Genomic DNA, 21,136 nt, shown 5'->3' on the forward strand with positions numbered 1-21,136 from the left:
GTGCTCAGGCGTCCGGTGCTGCCGGGGCCTTGCCGGCGAGCACCCGGTAGCGCCGCACGAAGGGGAACTGGAAGGTGGTGCGGCGGGGCAGTGCGTAGGCGAGCAGCGCCGCGATGGTGAAGACGATCGCCTTGTCCATGGGGTCGGAAATCAGTGCCTGCTTGGTGATGGCGGCCAGGAGGGTGTCACCCATGGCGCGGAAGGCGCTGACGATCGCCCCGGTACCCAGCCCTGATGTGCCGCCAAAGACGAACGCGGCGATCGGGGCGGAGACGACGCCGGCCAGGATGCCGGTGACGAACCCGGCGACGGGGGCGAGGTAGAAGCGGCGGAACAGCCCGCCGCGGGCGGCCATGCCGGCGAGGAAGCCGATGAGGGCGGCGCCGGCGGCGAACGGCAGGACGGTGGGGTTGAAGAAGGACCAGATTATGCTGCTCAGCGCGCCCGTGGCGGCACCCGCTGCGGGTCCGGCGAGGACGGCGATCAGGACGGTGCCGATCGCGTCGATGTAGAACGGCAGGCCCGTGCTGCCCATCAGCTGTCCGAGGACCACGTTCAGGACCAGCGCCACCGGGATCAGGACCACGGTGGAGGTGGGCAGCGCCGGCAGGACGGCCACAATCAGCAGCACAGCGCCGAGCAGGAAGCCGCCGAGGGCAACGAGGGCCGAGAAGCTGGCCGGACCGTTGGCAATGTCAGCGGGCTGGGTCAGCACCAGGAAGATGTAAGTGGCGGCGATGGCGGCGGCGCCGGCGATTTCGAGCAGGCGGCGCCTGCGGCCGGCCGCCTGTCCAGGGGCAATGATGGTGAGGGCTGGCTGTGACATGAGGGGTGTTCCTTCGGCTGGGTGCAACAAGATCCGCCTCATGTCACCTCGGCGCAGCTACTATCCTAGCGAGCGGCGGCCATTCTAGCGATCTGCAGACCCGTCCGGGCACTCCCCGCATTGGCCCGGCAATGATGTCCGGTTTCAGCCCGTCGGCGTCCGGCGTCCCACGTCCCGGGCAAGGGCGCCGATCGAGGAAATCAGTTCGTCGAAGCAGTGCCCGGGGTTGTTGTCGGAGACGATCCTGGCGTTCGGCGCCAACCCCCACAGCCCGCGGAAATCAGCCACCGTGGTGCCGATCAGCAGGGGCGAATCCGTTTCGACGTCGACCGTGGCCGGCCGGGTGGCGAACGGTGTGCGCCCCGCGGCAGCGCAGGCCGCGAAGGCGTCGTGCACGTGCGCCACATAGCCTTGGTCATAGAGCCGGTGAAATTCCATGTAGAAGCGGAGGGCGTCGGACAGGCACGCGACGAGGGGGTTCCCGGACCGGCTGCGCTGGCCTTCGGGCTGCTCCGGGAGGACGAGTTCGGGCTCCGGTGCACCGGCGGCCTCGCCAAGTCGGCGCAGGTGCTCCGGGTGCATCTCGATCCGCTCGGTCATTTCCAGGGCACACAGGATCGGCAGTTTGTCCTCGGGCAGGCCCCGGTAGGCGGCAAACACCTCCTTGGCGGCATGCGGATCCACCGACGTGTTCCATTCGGCCGTCGGGGTGGTGTTGCCCTGGTAGTAGAAGCTGCCGCCCATGATCACAAGTCCCCTGAGCAGCCGCGGAAGTTCCGGTTCCCGGCGCAGGGCAAGGGCGAAGTTGGTCAGCGGTCCGGTGATCAGGCCGGTGAGCTCCCCCGGGTGCGCCCGCACCTCCTCGACCCAGACGTCGACGGCGTGCCGGGCCGAGATCTGCTGGCGCGGCGGCGGCAGCTCGGCGTAGCCGATGCCCTGCGGCCCGTGGGTCTCCTCGGTGGTGACCAGCGGGATCTCCAGCGGGACCTCGGCGCCGATGGCCACCTCGATGCCCTCGCGGCCGCACAGCTCCAGCAGGGCCAGGTTGTTCAGCGCCACCTGCCGGGCCCCGACGTTCCCGGCGGTGCACGTGATCGCCTGGACGTGGACCTCGGGCCGGGACAGCAGGTAGACCAGGGCCAGGGCGTCGTCGATCCCGGTGTCGACGTCCATCAGGATTGAATGCGTCACGGCAGGGTCCGCCGTCCCGGCGCTTGCGGCAGTGTTCAGACGATCGCTGTTCAGACCTGGACCGTTCAGACCTGGACCGTTCAGAACAGCGCCACCTTGGGCGTGCGCGGGAAGAGGTCGTCCAGCTCGGCGAGGTCGGCATGGCTGGGTTTCCAGGCCACGGCGGCGGCGTTCTGGCGTACCTGCTCCGGGGTGGTGGCGCCGGCGATGACGCTGCTGACGGACGGCTGGGCGGCCAGCCAGGAGAAGGCCACCTGGACTTCGTTGAGCCCGCGGTCGGCGGCGAACTTGCCGAAGGCACCCAGCTGTTCCCAGTCGGCGTCGTGGACCAGGTTGGTGCGGGTGTGGCTGAGCCGGCTTCCCTCGGGGGCCTGGCCGGCGGAGTATTTGCCGGTCAGCAGGCCGTTGGCGAGCGGGAAGTACGGCAGGACGCCCAGGCCGTAGGCCTCGGCTGCAGGGGTGACCTCGAGTTCGGCGCGCCGGTCCAGCAGGTTGTAGTGGTTCTGGCTGGAGATGAAGCGGGCTCCCCCGCGGGCGCGTGCCACGTACTCGGCCTCGGCGATCTGCCAGCCGGCCCGATTGGAGTGGCCGATGTAGCGGACCTTGCCGCTGGTGACGAGGTCGTCGAGGGCCGAGAGCGTCTCGTCGATGGGCGTGAGCGGGTCCGGGGTGTGGAACTGGTAGAGGTCGATCCAGTCCGTACCGAGCCGGCGCAGCGAGGCCTCCGCCGCCTTGATGATGTAGCGGCGGGATCCGCGCGCACCGAAGTCCTCGCCGTTGGCGCCGCGCATGTCCATGCCGAACTTCGTGCCGATGACCGCATCGTCGCGGCGGGAACCGAGGGCCTTGCCGAGCATTGACTCGCTGAGGCCGGGCTCGCGGCCGTAGGCGTCCGCGACGTCAAAGAAGGTGATCCCGGCGTCGAGCGCCGCGTGCACGACGGCGTCGGTGCCTTCCTGCGATTCAGTCACGGTCCCGGACCGGCCCAGGTTGTTGCAGCCAAGTCCCACGACAGAGACGGACAGTCCGGAAGTTCCAACGCGGCGGTATTCAGTCATGGTTTTAGCCTATATCGCCCCGGCGGGTGTCCCGGCCAGGCCGCCGCGGGCGGCGGAGGAGCGGACCCCCGCTACCCTGCCGGCAGCTTCAGCCCGTGCTCGTCCATGGCGTCCTGGAGCTGCGCGAGGGTCCGGGGGCAGACGCCCGGCATCCCGGCAAGCCGGCGCCGGCCAAGCTGCACGAGGTTTTCGAGGGTCTCGACCCCCGCGTGCGCGAGCGACTTTCGCGCCGGCGCCGCGAGTCCCGCGGGCAGCGGGGTGCAGCCTGGTTTCGAGGGTTTGCGCGTCATTGCGTTGCCTTTCAGTCCGTGCCCCCAAACTGGTGTGAGCCGTGCCCGGCTCCTTGCCCGTGCTGCCTAAAGTGTGAAGCTGTTTGCCGGCTTCGGCGAGTGCTTGAGCTTGAAAGTATCCTCGCCAAACGGCGCGGCGCCAATGCTCAGTTTGGTGAAGTCGAGGTCTTCGCCGCGGATGCAGACCTTGATGGCGTTGACCGTCTTATTCACGTCCGGGGTGAGGCAGAAGATGTTGAGCCGGGCGTCGGAAAATTCGCTGCGGTCCACGATCCCCAGGCCCCGCCAGGCCAGATGGCTGATCAGGGCGTCTTTGGCTTTTTCCTCGAGGTACCGGTCGCGGCTGGTCCCCTCTTTGGTCTTCAGCGCGTACTGGGCCACTACCCAGGACTGTTCCTCCGCCGGGATTTCGGCGTAGCCGTCCTCGGCGCACTGGGCCGCGAAGGCGTCCATGAGGCGCTCCGCGGCCTCGGCGTCCGCGACGTCGGTCTCGTCCGTCTTGCTCTGGTGTCCGACGACGCCGTGGTTCATCACGAACTGGCTGTAGTCCTCGTCAAACCAGGCCTCCCTGAAGTGCAGGGTGCCCTCTTCGTCACGCTTGTAAACTCTGATAATTCCACTCATATGCCAGTTCCTTCCTGGGCCGTCCGGCGCCGGATTCAGTGGCGCCCACGGGTAGTGCTCAACGGATGTGCTGGCTACAGCTGCGGGATGCTGCCGGTGCTGGGGTGTTCCTGGCCGGGCAAGGGGCGCGCAAACGGCACCTTGGTGCCCAGGACCTGGGCGACGACGTCGTGCGTGATCTGCTGGGCGGTCAGGCCCACGCGTTCGAGCACCTGGCTGCGCGTGCCGTGTTCGAGGAACTCGACCGGCAGGCCGACCTCGTTGAGGGCGGTGTCGACGCCCGCGGCACGCATCTCCTGGCGGATCCGGGAGCCGACGCCGCCGGCCCGCACACCGTCCTCGATGCAAATGACCAGGCGGTGGCGCGCGGCGAGATCGATGATGGACTGCCGGACCGGGAGGACCCAGCGGGGATCCACCACCGTGGAGCTGATGCCCTGGGCACCGAGCCGGCTGGAGACGTCCAGCGCGAGTTCTGACATCGCGCCCACGCTGACGATCAGGACGTCGTTCTCGCTCGAGCCAGCGGGCCGGCGGGCCAGCACGTCCACGCCGTCGTCCAGGCGTTCGACCGCCTCGACTTCGGGGCCGACGTTGCCCTTGGAGTAGCGGAGCACGCTCGGGGCGTCTTCAATGGCCACGGCCTCGCGCAGTTCCTCCCGCAGCCGGGTGGCGTCGCGCGGCGCGGCGAGGTGCAGCCCGGGGACGATCTGGACCATGGCCATGTCCCACATGCCGTGATGGCTTGCGCCGTCGGGTCCGGTGACGCCGGCCCGGTCCAGCACGATCGTGACGCCGGCTTTGTGCAGGGCGACATCCATCAGCAGCTGGTCGAAGGCACGGTTCAGGAACGTCGCGTAGACCGCGACCACCGGGTGCAGTCCCCCGAACGCCATGCCGGCAGCCGAGGTGAGGGCGTGCTGCTCGGCGATGCCGACGTCGAACACGCGCTCCGGGTGCCTGGCGGCGAACTTGTGCAGCCCGACCGGAATCAGCATGGCACCGGTAATCCCGACGATGTCCTGGCGCTCGTCGGCGATGTCGGCGATCTCGTCGGCGAACACCGCGGTCCAGGACTTCGCGCCACCGGCCTCGGTGGGTGCCCCGGTCTCCGGATCGATGATCCCTACGGCATGGAACTGGTCCGCTTCATGGGCGCGGGCCGGGGCGTAGCCGTGGCCCTTTTCCGTCATGGCGTGCACAATCACGGGGCCGGCATAGTTCTTGGCGGTGGACAGGGCGTTTTCCATGGCCTGGAGGTCGTGGCCGTCGACGGGACCGATGTACTTCATGCCGAGGTCCTCGAACATGCCCTGCGGGGCCCACCAGTCCTTGATGCCCTTCTTCATGGCGTGCAGGCTCTTGTACGTGAACTGCCCCGCGGGGCCGCCCTTCTGCAGTTTGCGCTTCCACCACTCGAGCGTGCCTTCATAGGAGGGGGCGGCCCGGAGGGAATCGATGGTGGGGCGCAGGGACGCCAGGTAGTCGGCGAAGCCGCCGACCGTCGGGGCGTACGAGCGGCCGTTGTCGTTGACCACGATCACGACACGGCGTTTCTTGTCCGCCGCGATGTTGTTGATGGCCTCCCAGGCCATGCCGCCGGTCAGGGCGCCGTCGCCCACCACCGCGACGACGAAGCGGTCGCCGTCGCCGGTCAGCTGCCGGGCGCGCGAGATGCCGTCGGCCCAGGACAGCGAGGAAGACGCGTGCGAGCTTTCGACGATGTCGTGCTCGGATTCGCCGCGGTCCGGGTAGCCGGACATGCCGCCCTGCTGGCGGAGCGTGCTGAAATCCTGCCGTCCGGTGAGGAGCTTGTGCACGTAGGACTGGTGCCCTGTGTCGAAGACAATGCTGTCGCGGGGGGAATCGAAGATCCGGTGCACCGCGATGGTGAGCTCGACGACGCCGAGGTTCGGGCCCAGGTGCCCTCCCGTCCGGGAGACGTTGCCGATCAGGAAATCCCTGACCTCGGCTGCCAGCTGATCCAGCTGCGCCCCGGACAACTTACTCAGGTCCTGCGGATTCCGGATGGTGTCCAAGATTCCCAACGGCCCCTCCTTCGGGTGGTAGACATGCCTTTTAACTCTAACGCCTCCGGGCAGGCCGCCGCGCCGGAGGCGTTCCGGCGCCCTGCACGGCCCCGCCCGCCGCTCCCCCGCTCGAGATCCAGCACCCGCGGCCGAAACCGGGAACGCAACGGCCCCGGCCGGTCAGTGACGTGCCCGGCAGCTCCGCTAGTGTGCGGAGATCTGGCGCAGGACGTACTGCAGGATGCCGCCGTTGCGGTAGTAGTCTGCCTCGCCCGGGGTGTCGATGCGCAGCACGGCGTCGAAGGACGTGACGGAACCGTCTTCGGCGGTGGCCGTGACCTTGAGGGTCTTCGGCGTGGTGCCGTCGTTCAGGGCGGTGACGCCCTCAACTGCGTAGGTTTCCGTACCGGTCAGGCCGAGGCTGGCGGCGTTCTGGCCGGCCGGGTACTGCAGCGGGAGGACACCCATGCCGATCAGGTTGGAGCGGTGGATGCGCTCGTAGCTCTCGGCAACGACAGCCTTGACGCCCAGCAGGGCAGTGCCCTTGGCGGCCCAGTCACGGGACGAACCCGAGCCGTACTCCTTGCCGGCCAGGACCACCAGCGCGGTGCCGGCTGCCTGGTAGTTCTGCGCGGCGTCGTAGACGTAGGCCTGCGGGCCGTCGGCCTGGGTGAAGTCGCGGGTGAAGCCGCCCTCCACGCCGTCCAGGAGTTGGTTCTTGATGCGGATGTTCGCGAACGTGCCGCGGATCATGACCTCGTGGTTGCCACGGCGTGAGCCGTAGGAGTTGAAGTCCTTGCGCTCCACACCGTTGGCCAGCAGGTACTGGCCGGCCGGGGTGTCCGACTTGAAGGAACCGGCCGGGGAGATGTGGTCCGTGGTGACGGAGTCGCCCAGCTTGAGCAGCACGCGCGCACCGGTGATGTCCTGGACCGGCTCCGGCTGGGCCTTCATGCCCTCGAAGTACGGGGGCTTGCGGACGTACGTGGACTTCTCGTCCCAGGCGAAGGTGTCGCCGGCGGGGGTGTCGAGCGCCTTCCAGCGATCGTCGCCCTCAAAGACGCCTTCGTAGCCGCGGGCGAACATTTCCTTGTCGATCGAGGAATCGATGACCTGCTGGACCTCGACCGGGTTCGGCCAGATGTCCTTCAGGAAGACGTCGTTGCCGGCCTCGTCCTGGCCCAGGGCGTCGTTGTCGAAGTCGAAGTCCATGGAACCGGCCAGGGCGTAGGCGATGACCAGCGGCGGGGAGGCCAGGTAGTTCATCTTCACGTCCGGGTTGATCCGGCCTTCGAAGTTACGGTTGCCGGAGAGCACCGCGGTGACGGAGAGGTCGTTGGCCTGGATGGCCTCGGAGATCTCGGCGTCGAGCGGACCGGAGTTGCCGATGCAGGTGGCGCAGCCATAGCCCACGATGTAGAAGCCGAGCTTCTCCAGGTACGGGGTCAGGCCCGACTTGTTGTAGTAGTCGGTGACCACCTTGGAACCGGGAGCCACGGAGGTCTTGACCCAGGGCTTGGACGTCAGGCCCTTGTCGACGGCGTTGCGGGCCAGCAGTGCGGCGGCCAGCATCACGGACGGGTTGGACGTGTTGGTGCAGGAGGTGATCGAGGCGATCGAGACGGCGCCGTGGTCGAGCTCGAACTCGCGTCCGTCCGCGGTCTTGACGCTGACCTTGTTGGACGGGCGGCCGTTGGACTTCGGGCCGTGCGCGTGCGGGGCCACGTCGCTCGGGTGCGACGAAGAGGCGGTGAATGAGGGCGAGTCCGAAGCCGGGAAGCTTTCGTCGATCGCTTCGTCCAGGCTTCCGTCGGCCAGGTCTTCCTTCACGTAGTTGCGCAGGTCCTCGCGGAACTGGGCCTTGGACTCCGTGAGGATGATGCGGTCCTGCGGGCGCTTCGGGCCGGAGATCGACGGCACAACCGTGGACAGGTCCAGTTCGAGGTACTCGGAGAACTTGATCTCGCGGGAGGGGTCGTGCCAGAGGCCCTGTTCCTTCGCGTACGACTCCACGAGCGCGACGTTCTCGTCGGACCGGCCGGTGAGGCGCAGGTAGTCGAGGGTGACGTCGTCGATCGGGAACATCGCGGCGGTGGAGCCGAACTCCGGGCTCATGTTGCCGATCGTTGCACGGTTGGCCAGCGGCACAGCCGCGACGCCTTCACCGTAGAACTCGACGAACTTGCCGACCACACCGTGCTTGCGCAGCTGCTCGGTGATGGTCAGGACGACGTCGGTGGCGGTGGCGCCGGCCGGGATGGAGCCGGTGAGCTTGAAGCCCACGACGCGCGGGATGAGCATGGACACGGGCTGGCCGAGCATGGCAGCCTCGGCCTCGATGCCGCCAACGCCCCAGCCCAGTACGCCCAGGCCGTTGACCATGGTGGTGTGCGAGTCGGTGCCGACGCAGGTGTCCGGGTAAGCGCGGACAACGCCGTCGACTTCACGGGTCATGACGGTGCGGGCCAGGTACTCGATGTTGACTTGGTGCACAATGCCGGTGCCCGGCGGGACGACCTTGAAGTCGTCAAATGCAGTCTGGCCCCAGCGCAGGAACTGGTAACGCTCCCCGTTGCGCTGGTATTCGATCTCCATGTTGCGCTCCAGTGCGCCGGAGTTGCCGAAGGCGTCAATCTGGACCGAGTGGTCAATGACCATTTCGGCCGGTGCCAGCGGGTTGACCCGCTTCGGGTCTCCGCCGAGCTCCTTGACGGCCTCACGCATGGTGGCGAGGTCAACGACGCACGGCACGCCGGTGAAGTCCTGCATGATCACGCGCGCCGGCGTGAACTGGATCTCGGTGTCGGGCTCGGCGCTGGGATCCCAGCCTGCCAGCGCACGGACGTGGTCGGCCGTGATGTTGGCACCGTCCTCGGTCCTCAACAGGTTTTCAAGCAATACCTTGAGGCTGAACGGAAGGTTTTCTGCACCTTCGACGGAGTTCAACCGGAAAATTTCATATTCGGTTCCGGCTACATTAAGTTTGCCTTTTGAACCGAAGCTGTCCACAATGCTCATCGCAGGACTCCTCTCGCAACAGTTTCATCTTTGCCGCGCCGCAGGACCCTTGCTAGTTAGGTCGGCCTAACTAATACAGGCATCGGTACATCAAGGTACGCAATGCAGGTAAGAAACGCAGGGAACGGCCGATCAACGCCAGTCCATTAACAGCAATGGTGATGGAGCGCGACGACGGACTACTACGCCCATCCTAGTGGCATCACGGTTGGGGAGTCAGTAACGCCACAGTCTCCATGTGGTGGGTGTGCGGATAGAGGTCGAAGGCACGCAGCCCGGCCATGCCCCAACCGCCCTGCCGGAAGTAGCCGAGGTCGCGGGCGAACGACGCCGGATCGCAGGAGACGTAGGCAACGGCCCGGGGACCGGCGTCGATCAGCTGTTTGACTACCGCCTTGCCGGCACCTGCGCGTGGCGGGTCCAGGATCAGGGCGTCGAAGTTGCGGGGTTTCTGCCGCAGCACGCGCTCCACACGGCCCTGGACGATCTCGACCTGGGCGGCGTCGTGCAGGTTCTTGCGTGCATCGCGGCTGGTTCCGGGTGCTCCCTCGACAGAGAGCACGGATCCGGTCACGCCCACGGCATCGGCCAGCGGTGCCGTGAACAGTCCGGCCCCGGCGTACAGGTCCGCCACCACCGAGCCCGGCGCGAGGTAGCCGCCGTCGTGCAGGAAACCGGTGACGGCGCCGACGAGTGTCTCCGGGGCATCCCGGTGGATCTGCCAGAAGCCGTCGCCGGTAACCCGGTACTCGTGGCCCGCGGCGGACTCCTGGACGTAGGTGCGGCCGCGCAACTGCAGCACCTCGCCGGTGGCCGGGTCCAGGCTGGCGACCGAGACGTCGTCGGGCAGCTGGGCCAGGATGCCGCTGAGCCGCTTGGACCGGGTTCCCGGGGCTGGGACCAGCAGCACCAGCGGCCGGGAGCCGTTCGCCGGGGCGGCAACCTCGACCCGGTCGATGCCCTGCAGGTCGATGTCCCAGAGCCGGAGCGCGTTGATCCCGTCCACGGCCAGCGGCATGTCGCGCACGGGCAGGATGGCATCGGAGCGGTGGGCGTGCATGCCGAGCTTGCCGGCCGCCGTCACGGCGAAGCCGGCGCGCGTCCGCCAGCCCAGGCCGGAAGGGGCCGGCTCCCCCGCACTGCCGGCATCCTCCGGCGCGCCTGCGCCGGCCCCTGCCGCCGCGCCGACGGCTTCGACTGTGATCTGCCCCGCCGGCGCAAATTCGACGCCGGCCAGCCGCTTGAGCTGTTCGGCCAGGACCTCGGCCTTGAGGCTGCGCTGGCGCGCCAGGGACATGTGGCCGAGTTCGGCGCCGCCGACGGGCGGGTGCCGGTGCGACCAGGAACGCGCGGAATCGGCGAGGTCCCAGAAGTGCGGCACCCGGTCCGGGGAGGGCTCCAGGACCTCCACCACATCGGCGCGCCAGAATTTCGCGGCCGGGCCGTCGTCAGTGAGCCGGACACGGGCCTTCTCACCGGGAATGCCGTGCCGGACGAAGATGACGCGTCCCTCGTGCCGGGCCACGCAGTGCCCGCCGTGGGCGACGGGTCCGACATCTACGACGAGATCGGTGTGGGCGTGCGTCCGGGTGTCGGGGGTCATTGGATATCCTGCAGGTTCTTGGCTTCTTCGGACGATTTCAGCTGCCACGGCACACTGGCCACCATGACGCCGGGCTCGAAGTGCAGCCGGGTCTTGATGCGCAGCGCGGTCTGGTTGTGGACCAGCTGCTCCCACCATTTGCCGACGACATACTCCGGGATGTAGACAACGATCAGGTCGCGGGGCGAATCCCGGCGCATGCTCTTGATGTACTCCATGATCGGGGTCACCGTTTCACGGAACGGGCTGGCAAGCACGGTCAGCGGCACCGGGATTTCGAGCTTCTCCCAGTCCGCAACTGTCGCCTCGGTCTCTTCGGGGCTGATGTCCACCGTGATGGCATCCAGCCGCGACGGGCGTGAGGCCCGGGCGTAGGCGAGGGCGCGCAGCACCGGTTTGCGCACGTGCGAGACGAGCAGCACGGCGTGCACACGGGTGGGCAGCGCGCGCGGCGAGGAGTCCTCGTCCACGGCGAGTTCCTTGGCCACGTTGTCATAGTGCGCCCGGATGCTCCACATGATCAGGAACAGCACGAACATGGCCAGCAGTGCGATCCAGGCGCCCTGGGAGAACTTGGTGATGAGGACGATCACCAGCACCAGAGCGGTCATGCAAAAGCCCACCGTATTGATGGTCCGGGATTTGATGATGCGCAACCGCACGGCGGAGTCCTTGGACAGTTTCAGTTCCCGGCCCCAGTGCCTGATCATGCCCAGCTGGCTCATCGTAAAGGAGATGAAGACGCCCACGATGTAGAGCTGGATGAGCTTGGTGACGTCGGCGTTGAAGGCGAGGATCAGAACGATGGCGCCGGCCGCCAGGGCCAGGACGCCGTTGCTGAAGGCCAGCCGGTCGCCACGGGTGCGCAACTGGCGCGGCAGGTAGCCGTCCTGGGCCAAAATTGAGCCGAGTACCGGGAAGCCATTGAACGCCGTGTTGGAGGCGAACACCAGGATGACGCCGGTGGCGGCCACCACGATATAGAACGGGATGGACCCCTCGCCGAAAACTGTCTGCGCGATCTGGCTGATAGCCGGGTTCTGGATGTACCCCTCTTCCAGCGGTTTGCCGTTCAGGAGGAATTCCGTCGCCGGATCCAGCACGATGTGCACCTTGGTGGCGTTGGCCAGGTAGATGATGCCCGCGAGCATGGCGGAGGCAATCACGCCGAGCAGCAGCAGAGTGGTGGCCGCGTTCTTGCTCTTGGGCTTCTGGAAGTTGGGCACACCATTGCTGATGGCCTCGACGCCGGTCAGGGCCGCCGCACCGGAGGAGAAGGCACGCAGCAGCAGGAACGCGCCGGCCAGGCCGACAAGTCCTTCATCGAAGCCCGGCTCCGGCACAATCTCGAACGCTGCCGAGGGTGCCTGCCCCAGTTGGCCTGTCACGGCCTGGTAGATCCCGACGGCGGTCATGCCCAGGATGGAGGCCATGAAGATGTAGGTCGGGACGGCGAAGACACTGCCGGCCTCCCTGATGCCGCGCAGGTTCACGAGGGCCAGGATGATGACGCCGATCGTGGCAATCGCCGCCTGCTGTCCGTGCAGCGAGGGCACGGCGGTGGTCAGGTACGTCGCGGCCGAGGACATGGACACGGCCACGGTCAGGACGTAGTCGACCAGCAGCGCCGAGGCGACGGTGAGGCCGGCAAATTTGCCGAGGTTGACGTTGGCGATCTCGTAGTCGCCGCCGCCGGAGGGGTAGGCGTGGACGTTCTGGCGGTAGGAGGCCACCACGGTCAGGAGCACCACCATGACGGCGAGGCCCACCCACGGGGCGACGGCGACAGCGCTGACGCCGGCGATGGCCAGGGTCAGGAGGATTTCGTCAGGGGCATAGGCCACGGAGGACAATGCATCCGAAGCGAAAATGGGCAGCGCGATCCGCTTCGGCAAGAGCGTGTGGGCCAGACGGTCGTTCCGGAAGGGCTTGCCTACCAGCACCCGCTTCACGGCATTGAAAATTGTCAGCACCACACAAAGCTAGTCTGATTCGGACGCGATGTCATGACGGCGAAGTCGGCGTCCGCAAGGGCGCCGGCCGGCGCCCCGTGCCCGTGGCCTTCCGGGACCGCGTGGCCGGTAGAGTTTTACGCAGTATCAGACGCAGAACCAAGAGGAGGCCCATGTGGCGCACTTCGTGATCATGGGTTGTGGCCGTGTCGGGGCAACCCTGGCACACACGCTCGAGGACGCCGGGCATTCGGTGGCCATCATCGACCAGGACGACCGCGCCTTCCGGCGGCTCCGCACAGGATTTTCCGGACGGAAGGTCACGGGGGTCGGGTTTGACCGCGAGACGATGAAGCGCGCCGGCGTAGAGGAAGCCTACGCCTTCGCGGCGGTTTCCAGCGGCGACAACTCCAACATCCTCGCCACCCGGGTGGCGCGGGAGACCTTCCACGTGCCCCATGTGGTGGCCAGGATCTATGACCCGGGCCGCGCCGAAATCTACCAGCGCCTCGGCATTCCCACGGTCGCCGCGGTCCGCTGGAGCGCCGACCAGGTACTGCGCCGCATCCTGCCCGAACAGCACATCGCCGGTGACTTCCGGGAGCCCTCGGGCCGGCTGGTGCTCGCCGAGGTTGACCTCAACCCCGACTGGATCGGGCACCCGATCTCCTCGATCGAGAAGGCGGCCGGCATCCGGATCGCGTATCTGACCCGGTTCGGTGAGGGCATGCTGCCCGCTGCCGCCACGTCCTACCAGGACGGCGACACTGTCCACGCCATGCTGAACGTGGACCGGAGCTCCGAGATCGGCCACATTCTCGCCAAATCCCCCGCCAAGGAGTCCTGAGTGAAAGTCGTCATCGTCGGTGCCGGAAGCGTCGGGTCCTCGATCGCCCGCGAGTTGCTGGCCCACAAGCACGAAATCCTGCTGATCGACGAGAAGCCGGAGGTCATCGGCCGGAGCGGGCTGCGCGGAGCCCACTGGCTGGTCGGTGATGCCTGCGAGCTGAGCACGCTGCAGGACGCCAAACTCGAGGACGCCGACGTCGTGGTTTCCGCCACCGGTGACGACAAGGTCAACCTGGTGGTCTCGCTGCTGGCCAAAACGGAATTCGGCGTCGGGCGTACCGTCGGCCGGGTCAACAACCCCAAGAACGACTGGATGTTCGACGACTCCTGGGGCGTCGACGTCGCGGTCAACACCCCGCAGCTGATGACCGCCCTGGTGGAGGAGGCGGTGGAGATCGGTGACCTGGTGCGGCTGCTGACACTGCAGACCGGGGTGTCCTCGCTGGTGGAGTTCACGGTCCCGCACGACTCGCATGTGATCGGGCTGACCGTGGGCGATGTCCAGTGGCCCGAGGACGCCACCCTCGTTGCGATCCTGCGGGACCAGGCGCCCATCACACCGAGCCGCGACGACGTGATCGACGGCGGCGACGAACTGTTCTTTGTCACCACGATCGCGGCCGAGGACGACCTCCGCGCCCTGCTGGCGCCCGAATCACCGCTGGAGGACCAGCACCCGGTGACCTCGGACCAGCATGGCCACGGCACCCAGCCGGCCGGGGACGACGGCTTCGACGGCTGATCCGTTCCGCTCCCAATAGTTGCGCTACCAGATATGGCCGTTCCCGAAGTTTGGGAACGGCCATATCTGATAGCGCATCGGGTCAGTTGGCCTCTGGGGCCGCGGCGGGCACCGGGGCCGGCCGGGTGATCAGCCACGCAATCCAGATGCCGAGGATGTACAGCGGGGCGCCCATGAGGAGCCTGGTGGTGGCGAGGGCGGCGAGGCCCTGCTCGCCCATAAAGTAGAGCGGCACCTGCACCACGAGCCGCAGGACCAGCACGGCAACGATCACCCACGTGCCGATGCTGTACGCCCTGATCCGTTTCGGGTCCTTGCGCCATTCCAGGCCCTCGTTGCGGATGAAGCCGAAGAGCAGGCCGGCGATCGGCCAGCGCACGAACACGGAGATCGACATTGCCAGGATGTAGCCGACGTTGGTGAAGAACCCCAGGACGTAGAAGTTCTCTGCTTTGCCGGTCGAGGTGGCCAGCCAGGCGGAGAGGCCGACGCCGATGAAGCCGGCGAGAGCCTGCGTCAGTGGTTTGCGCTGAACCAGCCGCGCCACGGTGAAGACGGCGGCCACCGCCAGGGAGGCCGTGACGGCCATCGCCAGGTTTTCCCGGTCGATAGTGAAGGCAATCAGGAAGACCAGGCCCGGGAGGATGCTCTCGGCGATGCCCTGGATGCCGCCGGCGCTTCTAAGCACATCGATGTTGCCGTTGCTCGACCGGTGCAGGCCGGCCTTGGCCGCGTAGTCCCCGGCAAGCTGTGCGACAGTTGGCGCGGCGGTTGTGGGCTCGGAAGTCACGGGTGCGGAGATGTCCCGGCCGCCGTCCGCGGATTCCGCCGGCTCCTGCCGGTCGGTGTCTTGTTGAGGCCGCTCCGGGCGGTCCCGCTCGGGGTGTTCGGGCAAGGTCATTGCTCCTCCTGGCGGGAGAGTATTTCGTAGCGTGGGTTGAAGATCGTGGGCAGCCCGTCGCGGATGGTGACCATGCCCTCGAGCCGGAGCTCCGTTCCGGCGTCGACGCCGGGGATCCGGCGCCGGCCCAGCCATACAACGCGCAGCCGCTCCTTGGGACCGGCCGGCCGCTGGCGCTGGGCGCCGGGGCGCACCCGGTGTGTTGATACCCCGTTGGCCGGCAGGCTGCTGGCCGCCCCGGCACCGGAGCCGGCTTTGGCACCAAAACCCGGGAAACGGCTGACGGGCGCAGGTAGGTCGTGATCGATCAGGATCGCAATGAAGGAAGCCACCTGGTTGGCGGGCACGTACGTGACGGACTCGATGAAGCCGTGGCACAGCACCCGCCCGCGGTCCGGCAAGTCCCGGACGGACATGGCGGCGGTGGCTTTCTTGCCGGCGGCATCAGCCAATCTGGGTTATCTCCGGTCCGCGTTCGGGCTGTTCGAATTCGGGGGCCGCCTGCGGCGACGGTGCAGCGGCGGTGTCCTTGGGCAGGCGCAGCTGCAGCAGGTCACGCGGCGGCATGGGGTTCTCGCCGCGGACCACGACGATCTTCCGGAAGAGCCCCTCCAGTCCGGCCGCCGCGTCGCGGTCAAGGGCTGCCTCGCCGCCGAAGACTCCGCGGAGGAACCAGCGCGGGCCATCGACGCCGATGAAGCGGGCCACGCGGTATCCCTGGCTGCCGTCCGCGCCGCCGGCGGGAAGCTTCGCCACGAGTTCGGTGCCGAAGCTGCCCTCGACTTCCTCGACCTGGCCGCCCTGGCTGCCGACAGACTGCCCGATCTGCTCACGGATTTCATCCCACAGGCCCTCGGAGCGGGGGGCGGCGAAGGCCTGCAGCTGAAGGCTCGATCCCTCCAGGTCCATGGTGACGGCGACGACGCGCTGGCTCGCCTCTTCAACCTCCAAGCGGAGCTGGAGTCCCTCGCGGGGTGCGATCAGCAGCGCACCGAGGTCCACGTACCCGTCCTGGTCGTCGATTTCCGAGACGTCGAAGGGGCCGGTCGCGGCCCGGCCGGCGGTTTCGGCAACGTTCCCGGCCGGTGTCGCGGCGGCGTCACCAGCAGCTTCCGTGGCCACAGCGTTCTGGTCCGTATCGGCCCCGGTCGGCTGCTCCTGTTTGGCTTTCCTGCCGCGCCCAAAAACCATGGGGTGTCTCCTTCAGTTGTGATCCTGTACCGCCGCCCGGCGCCGTCCTGGCGCCTGTCCGCGTGGCCGCCCGCTACCCCGCGGCCGGCTCCTTATTCCGTGCATCATTGCCTGCATGTGCTGCAGTGCCAGCGGCGCTGCAGAAACGCAGTTGGCTCCCGTGGCGTTGCCGGGGCCTGCGCTCAGGCCGGTCCGCCGAAACCGCCGGTGGAACCGAAGCCTCCCCCGCCGCGGACGGAGCCGTCGAGCTCCTCGACCGGGAGGAACCTGGCGTACTCCACGCGCTGAATGACCATTTGTGCAATTCTATCGCCGCGGCGGAGCTCGATCGCCTCGTCCCGGTCCGTATTGAGCAGTGTCACCGCGATTTCACCGCGGTAGCCGGCGTCCACGGTCCCCGGGGCGTTCACCACCGTGAGTCCGTGCTTGGTGGCGAGGCCGGACCTGGGGTGGATCAGCGCAACGAATCCATCCGGAAGCGCAATCGAGACGCCTGTCGGGACGAGACGGCGCTCCCCCGGGGCGAGGACGACGTCCTCGCGGGCGCGGAGGTCAGCGCCCGCATCGCCCGGGTGCGCGTACGACGGCGGCTCGAGCCCGTCGTCGAGCATTTTCAGCTGTACCGTCAAGGTGGGCGTTCCGTAGGCTGTGTCGCTGGCGGTCGGTGCGGCACTGGCGACGGCGGTGTTTTCTTCAGTCACAGTCCCTCACTCTAACGCCCGCAAGGAACATCGTCCTAGCCGCCGCTGGCCTGCCCGGGCACGGCCCCCGCAGGTTGATCCAGGGCTGGAGCCGGGCGGGGCCGAGGTGAAATAGCCCGGGAAAGATGAAAAGCTGTGCTTATGCCCGAATCCAGCGCAGCCGCGCCTGCCCCGAAGAGCGCCCCGAGCGACTCCACTGCCCTTTACTCCGAGAAGCTTTGGCCGAACTTCTGGATCTGGCTGGTCGCGGCGGGGTTCTCCAGTGCCGGGATCCTCATGCTGGCGCCCATCAGCATCTGGGCCGGTATCACCGCAGCGATCGTGCTCTTCGTCATCATCTCCGTGCTGCTGGTCCTATCCACGCCGTCAATCACTGTCACGAGGACCACCCTGAAGGTGGGCAGGGCCACGATTGAACGCGGGTTCCTGGGCAAGGCCACGGCGTTCCGGGGCAAAGAAGCGACGGCGGAGCGGGGCACCCGGCTCAATGGGCTGGCGTTCCTGTGTATCCGTGGGTGGGTGGATCCGGTGGTCCGAATCGAGATCGAGGACCCCTCGGACCGCACCCCGTACTGGCTGGCGTCCAGCCGCCACCCGGAGCAACTGATCGCCGCGCTCAACGCTTAGTTCCCACCGCCTCCTGCACGGCTCTCCCCAACTCCCAGAGGGCACCTCACGTCGGCTCCTCCCCGGTCCTGACATGCGTGCCCGGGATCCGGGATGCGGGGTCCTGGTCAGGACTGCCGCGTGCCTAGCCCTCGCAATCCTTGCAGTACTTGAGGCCGTCCTTTTCGCGGGCAATCTGCGAACGGTGGCGGACGAGGAAGCAGGAGGCACACGTGAATTCGTCAGCCTGGGCGGGCAGGACCCGGACCAGCAGTTCCTCCCCGGACAGGTCTGCGCCGGGAAGTTCGTAGCCTTCGGCGAGGTCGGACTCATCTTCATCCACCACGGCGGAAGGCTTCTCCGTACGCCGCGCCTTCAGAGCCTCAATCGAATCCTCGCTGAGGTCTTCTTCGGTCTTACGCGGCGCATCGTAATCAGTCGCCATTATTTGTTGCTCACACTCCGCATTCGTTCGATTGATTCGCCGTTCCGGGATGGCCCGCCGGGATGGTAACCCTGGGCACCGGGAACGGTTCACCGTTGTAACGCCGGACATGCGGTTTTTGTGCCCGGTGTCGGGTCATTTTTGCTTAAGCGCCTCCCGAATGCCAGAGCCCACCGGTCCTCTCGCCCCGATCTCTCCCACAGACCAGCAAAAACCGGCGGAAAGTCGCGGAAAGTCGCGGAAAATCACGGCGCGCCTGCCGTCCTAACCCGAAATGCGTCCCGCTGGTGGCAGAGTTTCGATTGTTAGTAATGCCAGGGTGGAGGATTTGTATGCAGGATCTACGGCTTGTAGGCGTCCACGACGACGGAGAGCATCTCCTGTTGAGTGGCACCGGCGGCGAGATGTTCCAGCTGCCGATCGATGAAGCACTTCGGGTGGCAGCCAGCCGGACGTCGGCGAAGACCGCGTCCAGCGCGGCCGCACCCCCTATTGCCATGTCACCGCGCGACATCCAGACCAGGATTCGCAACGGGGCCACCGCCGCCGAAGTGGCGGAGCTGTCCGGAATTCCGCTGGAGAAAGTCCAGCGTTACGAGGGCCCGGTCCTGGCCGAACGCGAGTACATCGCGCAGCAGGCCCGCAAGGTGGAGGTCGCCTCCCCCGCCCCGGGCCACGACGCCTACCGGTCGGTGTTCGGTGAAAACCCGGCGTCCCTCAGCGACATGGTCGAGCACCGGCTCCGGGCCTACGGTGTCGAGCCCTCAACCCTGGAGTGGGATTCCTGGCGACGTCCCGATGGCAGCTGGAACGTGGTGGCCCGCTTCGAGCCCAAGCCCGGCGGCCCGGCCGGAATCGGCGAGGAGCCGCCGGCCCTGTGGACCTTCCACCCCGCCCGGAAGACCCTGCAAAACGCCAACCGCTGGGCCCAGCAGCTGAGCGAACTTGAGCCGCTCGAAGGCCCAGTGCCGACCCGGCGCCTTACGGCCGTCTCCGACCGGCCCTTCGACTTTGAAACCGATGCCGAGGCCGCGGCCCGCACAGCGACCGGCCAGCACAGCATTATTCACCAGATGCTGCTCCAGCAGGACAGGATCCACCAGGAACAAGACGCCGACGGGCTGCTGGACATGCTGCGTTCCCGCCGCGGCCAGCGGATCGGCGTGGACGAGGACGCGGACGACGCCCTTGCCACGCTCCTGACCACCGGCGTCCCCGCGGCCCMCCCCCGCCCGTCGGAGGTCCCGGAAGCAACCGGGCTTCCGGCAGCTGTGGAGCCGGACGCCATCCCCGAATCCGCTGCGGAGGGCGATCCCGTCCCGGCCGAGACCGATCCGGCTCTCATCAACCCCGGTCTGCCGGACGTTCCGGCAGTGGAGGCGGCCGCCGCGTCGGAAACCGACTCCTTCACGCGACGGCGCGACGGCAGGCCGTCGATGCTCTCGCGGCTGAGCCTCGCACCGCGCCTCCCGGAGGAGGACGATGCCCTGAAACTGCACGACGGCGTCAGCACGGAGACCCGGGAAGTCACCATCGCGGCCTCGCAACTGCGCCCGGCCCCTAAGAGCGGCCCGACGGCGAGCCCGGGCCTGGATGAATTGATCGGCGGCGGAACGTCCCGGCGGCAGCACCGCGAGTCCCACGCCGCTGCCCGGAGCGAGCCCGGAACGGACCAGCCCGAGCGCCAGCCGGCCAAGCCGAAGCGCTCCAGCGTTCCGAGCTGGGACGAAATCGTCTTCGGAACCCGCAACGACCAATAAGAACCGGGCCCGCGTTTCCAGCAGGAATTTCAGGCAGCGATTTCCGGCGTGGCCGTCAGCCGCGGGGTGCTTTTTTACCGTCCGCCTGGAAGTAGAGCAGCGGGACTTCCCGCTCGGCTTTCGTCAGGGAACCGTGCTGGCCCACGACCTCAAGGGCAGTGGGCCGGACCCTGCGTGTATCGTAAAGCGCCAGCGCGTCCCGGGCCGCGATCATGACGTCGCCGATCCGCAAGGCAGCCTCGGCCCGCACGTCGCCGAACAGGCCGCCCGCGATCGCTTCCTCACGGGTGAAGGCCCATATTCTGTCCCCGAAACGGGACCGCCAGTTGGCCAGCAGGCGGCCGCGGGCGTCGTCGTCCGTTCCATCCTCGAGGTAGAGGTGGACCATGCGCGGCTCTCCAGCGGTGTGCCGCACGCCGGCGAGCAGCGCCGGCTCCGCGGAGTAGTCGATCCGCTGCGATTCGGGCACGTCCACCATTCCGTGGTCCGCCGTCAGCAGTACGGTGGTGCCGGCCGGCAGGGTGGCGTTGAGCCGGCGCACAGTGGCATCGAGCTCTTCCAGCTGGTGCTCCCACTGGGCTGACTGGCAGCCGTGGCGGTGCCCGGCCTTGTCGAGCTCATTGACATAGAAGTACATCAGCGAAGGACCGGCGCCGGCCATGGCCTCGGCGGCAGCTTCGGTCCGGGCGTGCGACGTGGTTCCGGTGAGGAAGCGGCCTCCGCGGAGCGCGGCCTCGGTCATGGCCGAGGTGCTGAACTGCGGCAGGCTGACCGTCGTGACATCGACGTGTTCCGCGGCCCGTTCGAAAACGGTGGGGAACGGCTGCCACGTCCGCGGGTCCACGCCGGCGTCCCAGTTGCCCAGCATGTTCACTACCCGGTCCTGATCCGGATCCAGGACGTCATAGCCCACCATGCCGTGCTGGCCCGCCGACAGTCCGGTGCCAAAGCTGGCGAGGGATGCCGCGGTGGTGGACGGGAACGCCGAGTCCAGCGCCACGGGCACCTGGCCCTGGCCGGCCTGCTGGACCGCACGCAGGAACGGGGTGTGGGCGCTCTTCTGCTTCAACAGGTTCCGGCCCAGCCCGTCGGCCAGCACCACACACACGCGTTTGGCGGCCGGAAGGTTCAGTTTGTTCTCAAACCCCGGGACACCCAGGCTGGCGGCGGCGCTGGTGAGCACCTCGGCGATGGAACGGTGCCCGAACGCCGGGGCGGGCGGGAGCGGGGACGGACCGGCGCCGGCGGCCAGCGGGACGGCGGCGGCGGTGTCGGCGGCCAGGGAGGGAGCCAATACCGGGACTGGCAGCTGATCTTCGGCGGGCTCAGGCTGACGGAAATGGGCCATG

The 21,136-nt window shown here is 67.7% G+C and carries 19 protein-coding genes; 4 read left to right on the top strand and 15 right to left on the bottom strand.

The genetic code is table 11. The features are described from left to right. Nucleotides 1-4 precede the first annotated feature (4 nt). The 9 genes from AC1DZV_RS18170 to AC1DZV_RS18210 all read right to left on the bottom strand — a co-directional run bounded on the left by AC1DZV_RS18170 (nucleotide 5) and on the right by AC1DZV_RS18210 (nucleotide 12,613). On the bottom strand, nucleotides 5-826 hold the full coding sequence (locus AC1DZV_RS18170) for an ECF transporter S component (RefSeq protein WP_476954301.1): 822 nt from the start codon (nucleotides 824-826) through the stop codon (nucleotides 5-7). A gap of 144 nt (nucleotides 827-970) precedes the next feature. Continuing rightward, complete coding sequence (locus AC1DZV_RS18175) at nucleotides 971-1,999, bottom strand: nucleoside hydrolase (protein ID WP_476954317.1); 1,029 nt, start codon at nucleotides 1,997-1,999, stop codon at nucleotides 971-973. Nucleotides 2,000-2,097: 98 nt separating this feature from the next. Beyond that, nucleotides 2,098-3,075, bottom strand: a complete 978-nt coding sequence (locus tag AC1DZV_RS18180; RefSeq protein WP_243179303.1) for an aldo/keto reductase — start codon at nucleotides 3,073-3,075, stop codon at nucleotides 2,098-2,100. A 71-nt stretch (nucleotides 3,076-3,146) separates the two neighbouring features. Beyond that, on the bottom strand, nucleotides 3,147-3,365 hold the full coding sequence (locus tag AC1DZV_RS18185; protein ID WP_476954302.1) for a helix-hairpin-helix domain-containing protein: 219 nt from the start codon (nucleotides 3,363-3,365) through the stop codon (nucleotides 3,147-3,149). Between the two features lie 66 nt (nucleotides 3,366-3,431). Beyond that, complete coding sequence (locus AC1DZV_RS18190) at nucleotides 3,432-3,989, bottom strand: hypothetical protein (protein ID WP_028277007.1); 558 nt, start codon at nucleotides 3,987-3,989, stop codon at nucleotides 3,432-3,434. Nucleotides 3,990-4,063: 74 nt separating this feature from the next. Then, nucleotides 4,064-6,037: a 1-deoxy-D-xylulose-5-phosphate synthase gene (dxs, locus tag AC1DZV_RS18195; RefSeq protein ID WP_476954303.1), complete on the bottom strand. Its 1,974-nt coding sequence runs from the start codon at nucleotides 6,035-6,037 to the stop codon at nucleotides 4,064-4,066. A gap of 186 nt (nucleotides 6,038-6,223) precedes the next feature. Next, nucleotides 6,224-9,037, bottom strand: coding sequence for an aconitate hydratase (locus AC1DZV_RS18200; RefSeq protein WP_476944123.1), 2,814 nt, complete (start codon nucleotides 9,035-9,037; stop codon nucleotides 6,224-6,226). A gap of 202 nt (nucleotides 9,038-9,239) precedes the next feature. Next, entirely contained in the window at nucleotides 9,240-10,640 is a 1,401-nt protein-coding gene (locus AC1DZV_RS18205) for a class I SAM-dependent RNA methyltransferase (protein WP_476950194.1), read from the bottom strand. Beyond that, on the bottom strand, nucleotides 10,637-12,613 hold the full coding sequence (locus tag AC1DZV_RS18210) for an APC family permease (RefSeq protein WP_476950193.1): 1,977 nt from the start codon (nucleotides 12,611-12,613) through the stop codon (nucleotides 10,637-10,639). Before AC1DZV_RS18210 ends, AC1DZV_RS18205 begins: the two co-directional genes overlap by 4 nt. A gap of 154 nt (nucleotides 12,614-12,767) precedes the next feature. On the opposite strand from AC1DZV_RS18210, the gene AC1DZV_RS18215 reads away from it, so the two are divergent. Together AC1DZV_RS18215 and AC1DZV_RS18220 are read left to right on the top strand one after the other, a co-directional pair. Then, a complete protein-coding gene (locus AC1DZV_RS18215; protein ID WP_079553719.1) occupies nucleotides 12,768-13,439 on the top strand; it encodes a potassium channel family protein in 672 nt (223 codons plus the stop codon). Then, a complete protein-coding gene (locus AC1DZV_RS18220; RefSeq protein WP_018772421.1) occupies nucleotides 13,440-14,183 on the top strand; it encodes a potassium channel family protein in 744 nt (247 codons plus the stop codon). 82 nt (nucleotides 14,184-14,265) lie between these two features. On the opposite strand, the gene AC1DZV_RS18225 is transcribed toward AC1DZV_RS18220, so the two are convergent. The 4 genes from AC1DZV_RS18225 to dut form a co-directional block, all read right to left on the bottom strand. Continuing rightward, the gene (locus tag AC1DZV_RS18225; RefSeq protein WP_476954304.1) at nucleotides 14,266-15,084 is read right to left on the bottom strand and encodes a DUF3159 domain-containing protein; all 819 of its coding nucleotides are present in this window, start codon (nucleotides 15,082-15,084) and stop codon (nucleotides 14,266-14,268) included. Beyond that, nucleotides 15,081-15,536, bottom strand: coding sequence for a hypothetical protein (locus AC1DZV_RS18230; RefSeq protein WP_476954305.1), 456 nt, complete (start codon nucleotides 15,534-15,536; stop codon nucleotides 15,081-15,083). The genes AC1DZV_RS18225 and AC1DZV_RS18230 overlap by 4 nt, the downstream gene beginning before the upstream one ends. Next, the gene (locus tag AC1DZV_RS18235; RefSeq protein ID WP_028277000.1) at nucleotides 15,529-16,275 is read right to left on the bottom strand and encodes a DUF3710 domain-containing protein; all 747 of its coding nucleotides are present in this window, start codon (nucleotides 16,273-16,275) and stop codon (nucleotides 15,529-15,531) included. Before AC1DZV_RS18235 ends, AC1DZV_RS18230 begins: the two co-directional genes overlap by 8 nt. Before the next feature lie 182 nt (nucleotides 16,276-16,457). Then, a complete protein-coding gene (dut, locus tag AC1DZV_RS18240; protein ID WP_476954306.1) occupies nucleotides 16,458-16,976 on the bottom strand; it encodes a dUTP diphosphatase in 519 nt (172 codons plus the stop codon). A 141-nt stretch (nucleotides 16,977-17,117) separates the two neighbouring features. On the opposite strand from dut, the gene AC1DZV_RS18245 reads away from it, so the two are divergent. After that, nucleotides 17,118-17,603 (top strand): DUF3093 domain-containing protein, encoded by a 486-nt coding sequence (locus AC1DZV_RS18245; protein WP_028276998.1) that lies wholly within the window; start codon nucleotides 17,118-17,120, stop codon nucleotides 17,601-17,603. A gap of 124 nt (nucleotides 17,604-17,727) precedes the next feature. Here AC1DZV_RS18245 and AC1DZV_RS18250 read toward each other — a convergent pair whose 3' ends face one another. Further along, on the bottom strand, nucleotides 17,728-18,027 hold the full coding sequence (locus AC1DZV_RS18250; protein WP_018772415.1) for a DUF4193 domain-containing protein: 300 nt from the start codon (nucleotides 18,025-18,027) through the stop codon (nucleotides 17,728-17,730). Nucleotides 18,028-18,359: 332 nt separating this feature from the next. Here AC1DZV_RS18250 and sepH point away from each other — a divergent pair, with 332 nt between their 5' ends. Further along, a complete protein-coding gene (gene sepH, locus AC1DZV_RS18255) occupies nucleotides 18,360-19,787 on the top strand; it encodes a septation protein SepH (protein WP_476954307.1) in 1,428 nt (475 codons plus the stop codon). A 55-nt stretch (nucleotides 19,788-19,842) separates the two neighbouring features. On the opposite strand, the gene AC1DZV_RS18260 is transcribed toward sepH, so the two are convergent. Then, the gene (locus AC1DZV_RS18260) at nucleotides 19,843-21,135 is read right to left on the bottom strand and encodes an alkaline phosphatase family protein (protein WP_476954308.1); all 1,293 of its coding nucleotides are present in this window, start codon (nucleotides 21,133-21,135) and stop codon (nucleotides 19,843-19,845) included. Nucleotide 21,136: the final 1 nt, after the last annotated feature.

The organism is Arthrobacter sp. P1_D12, assembly GCF_056406175.1.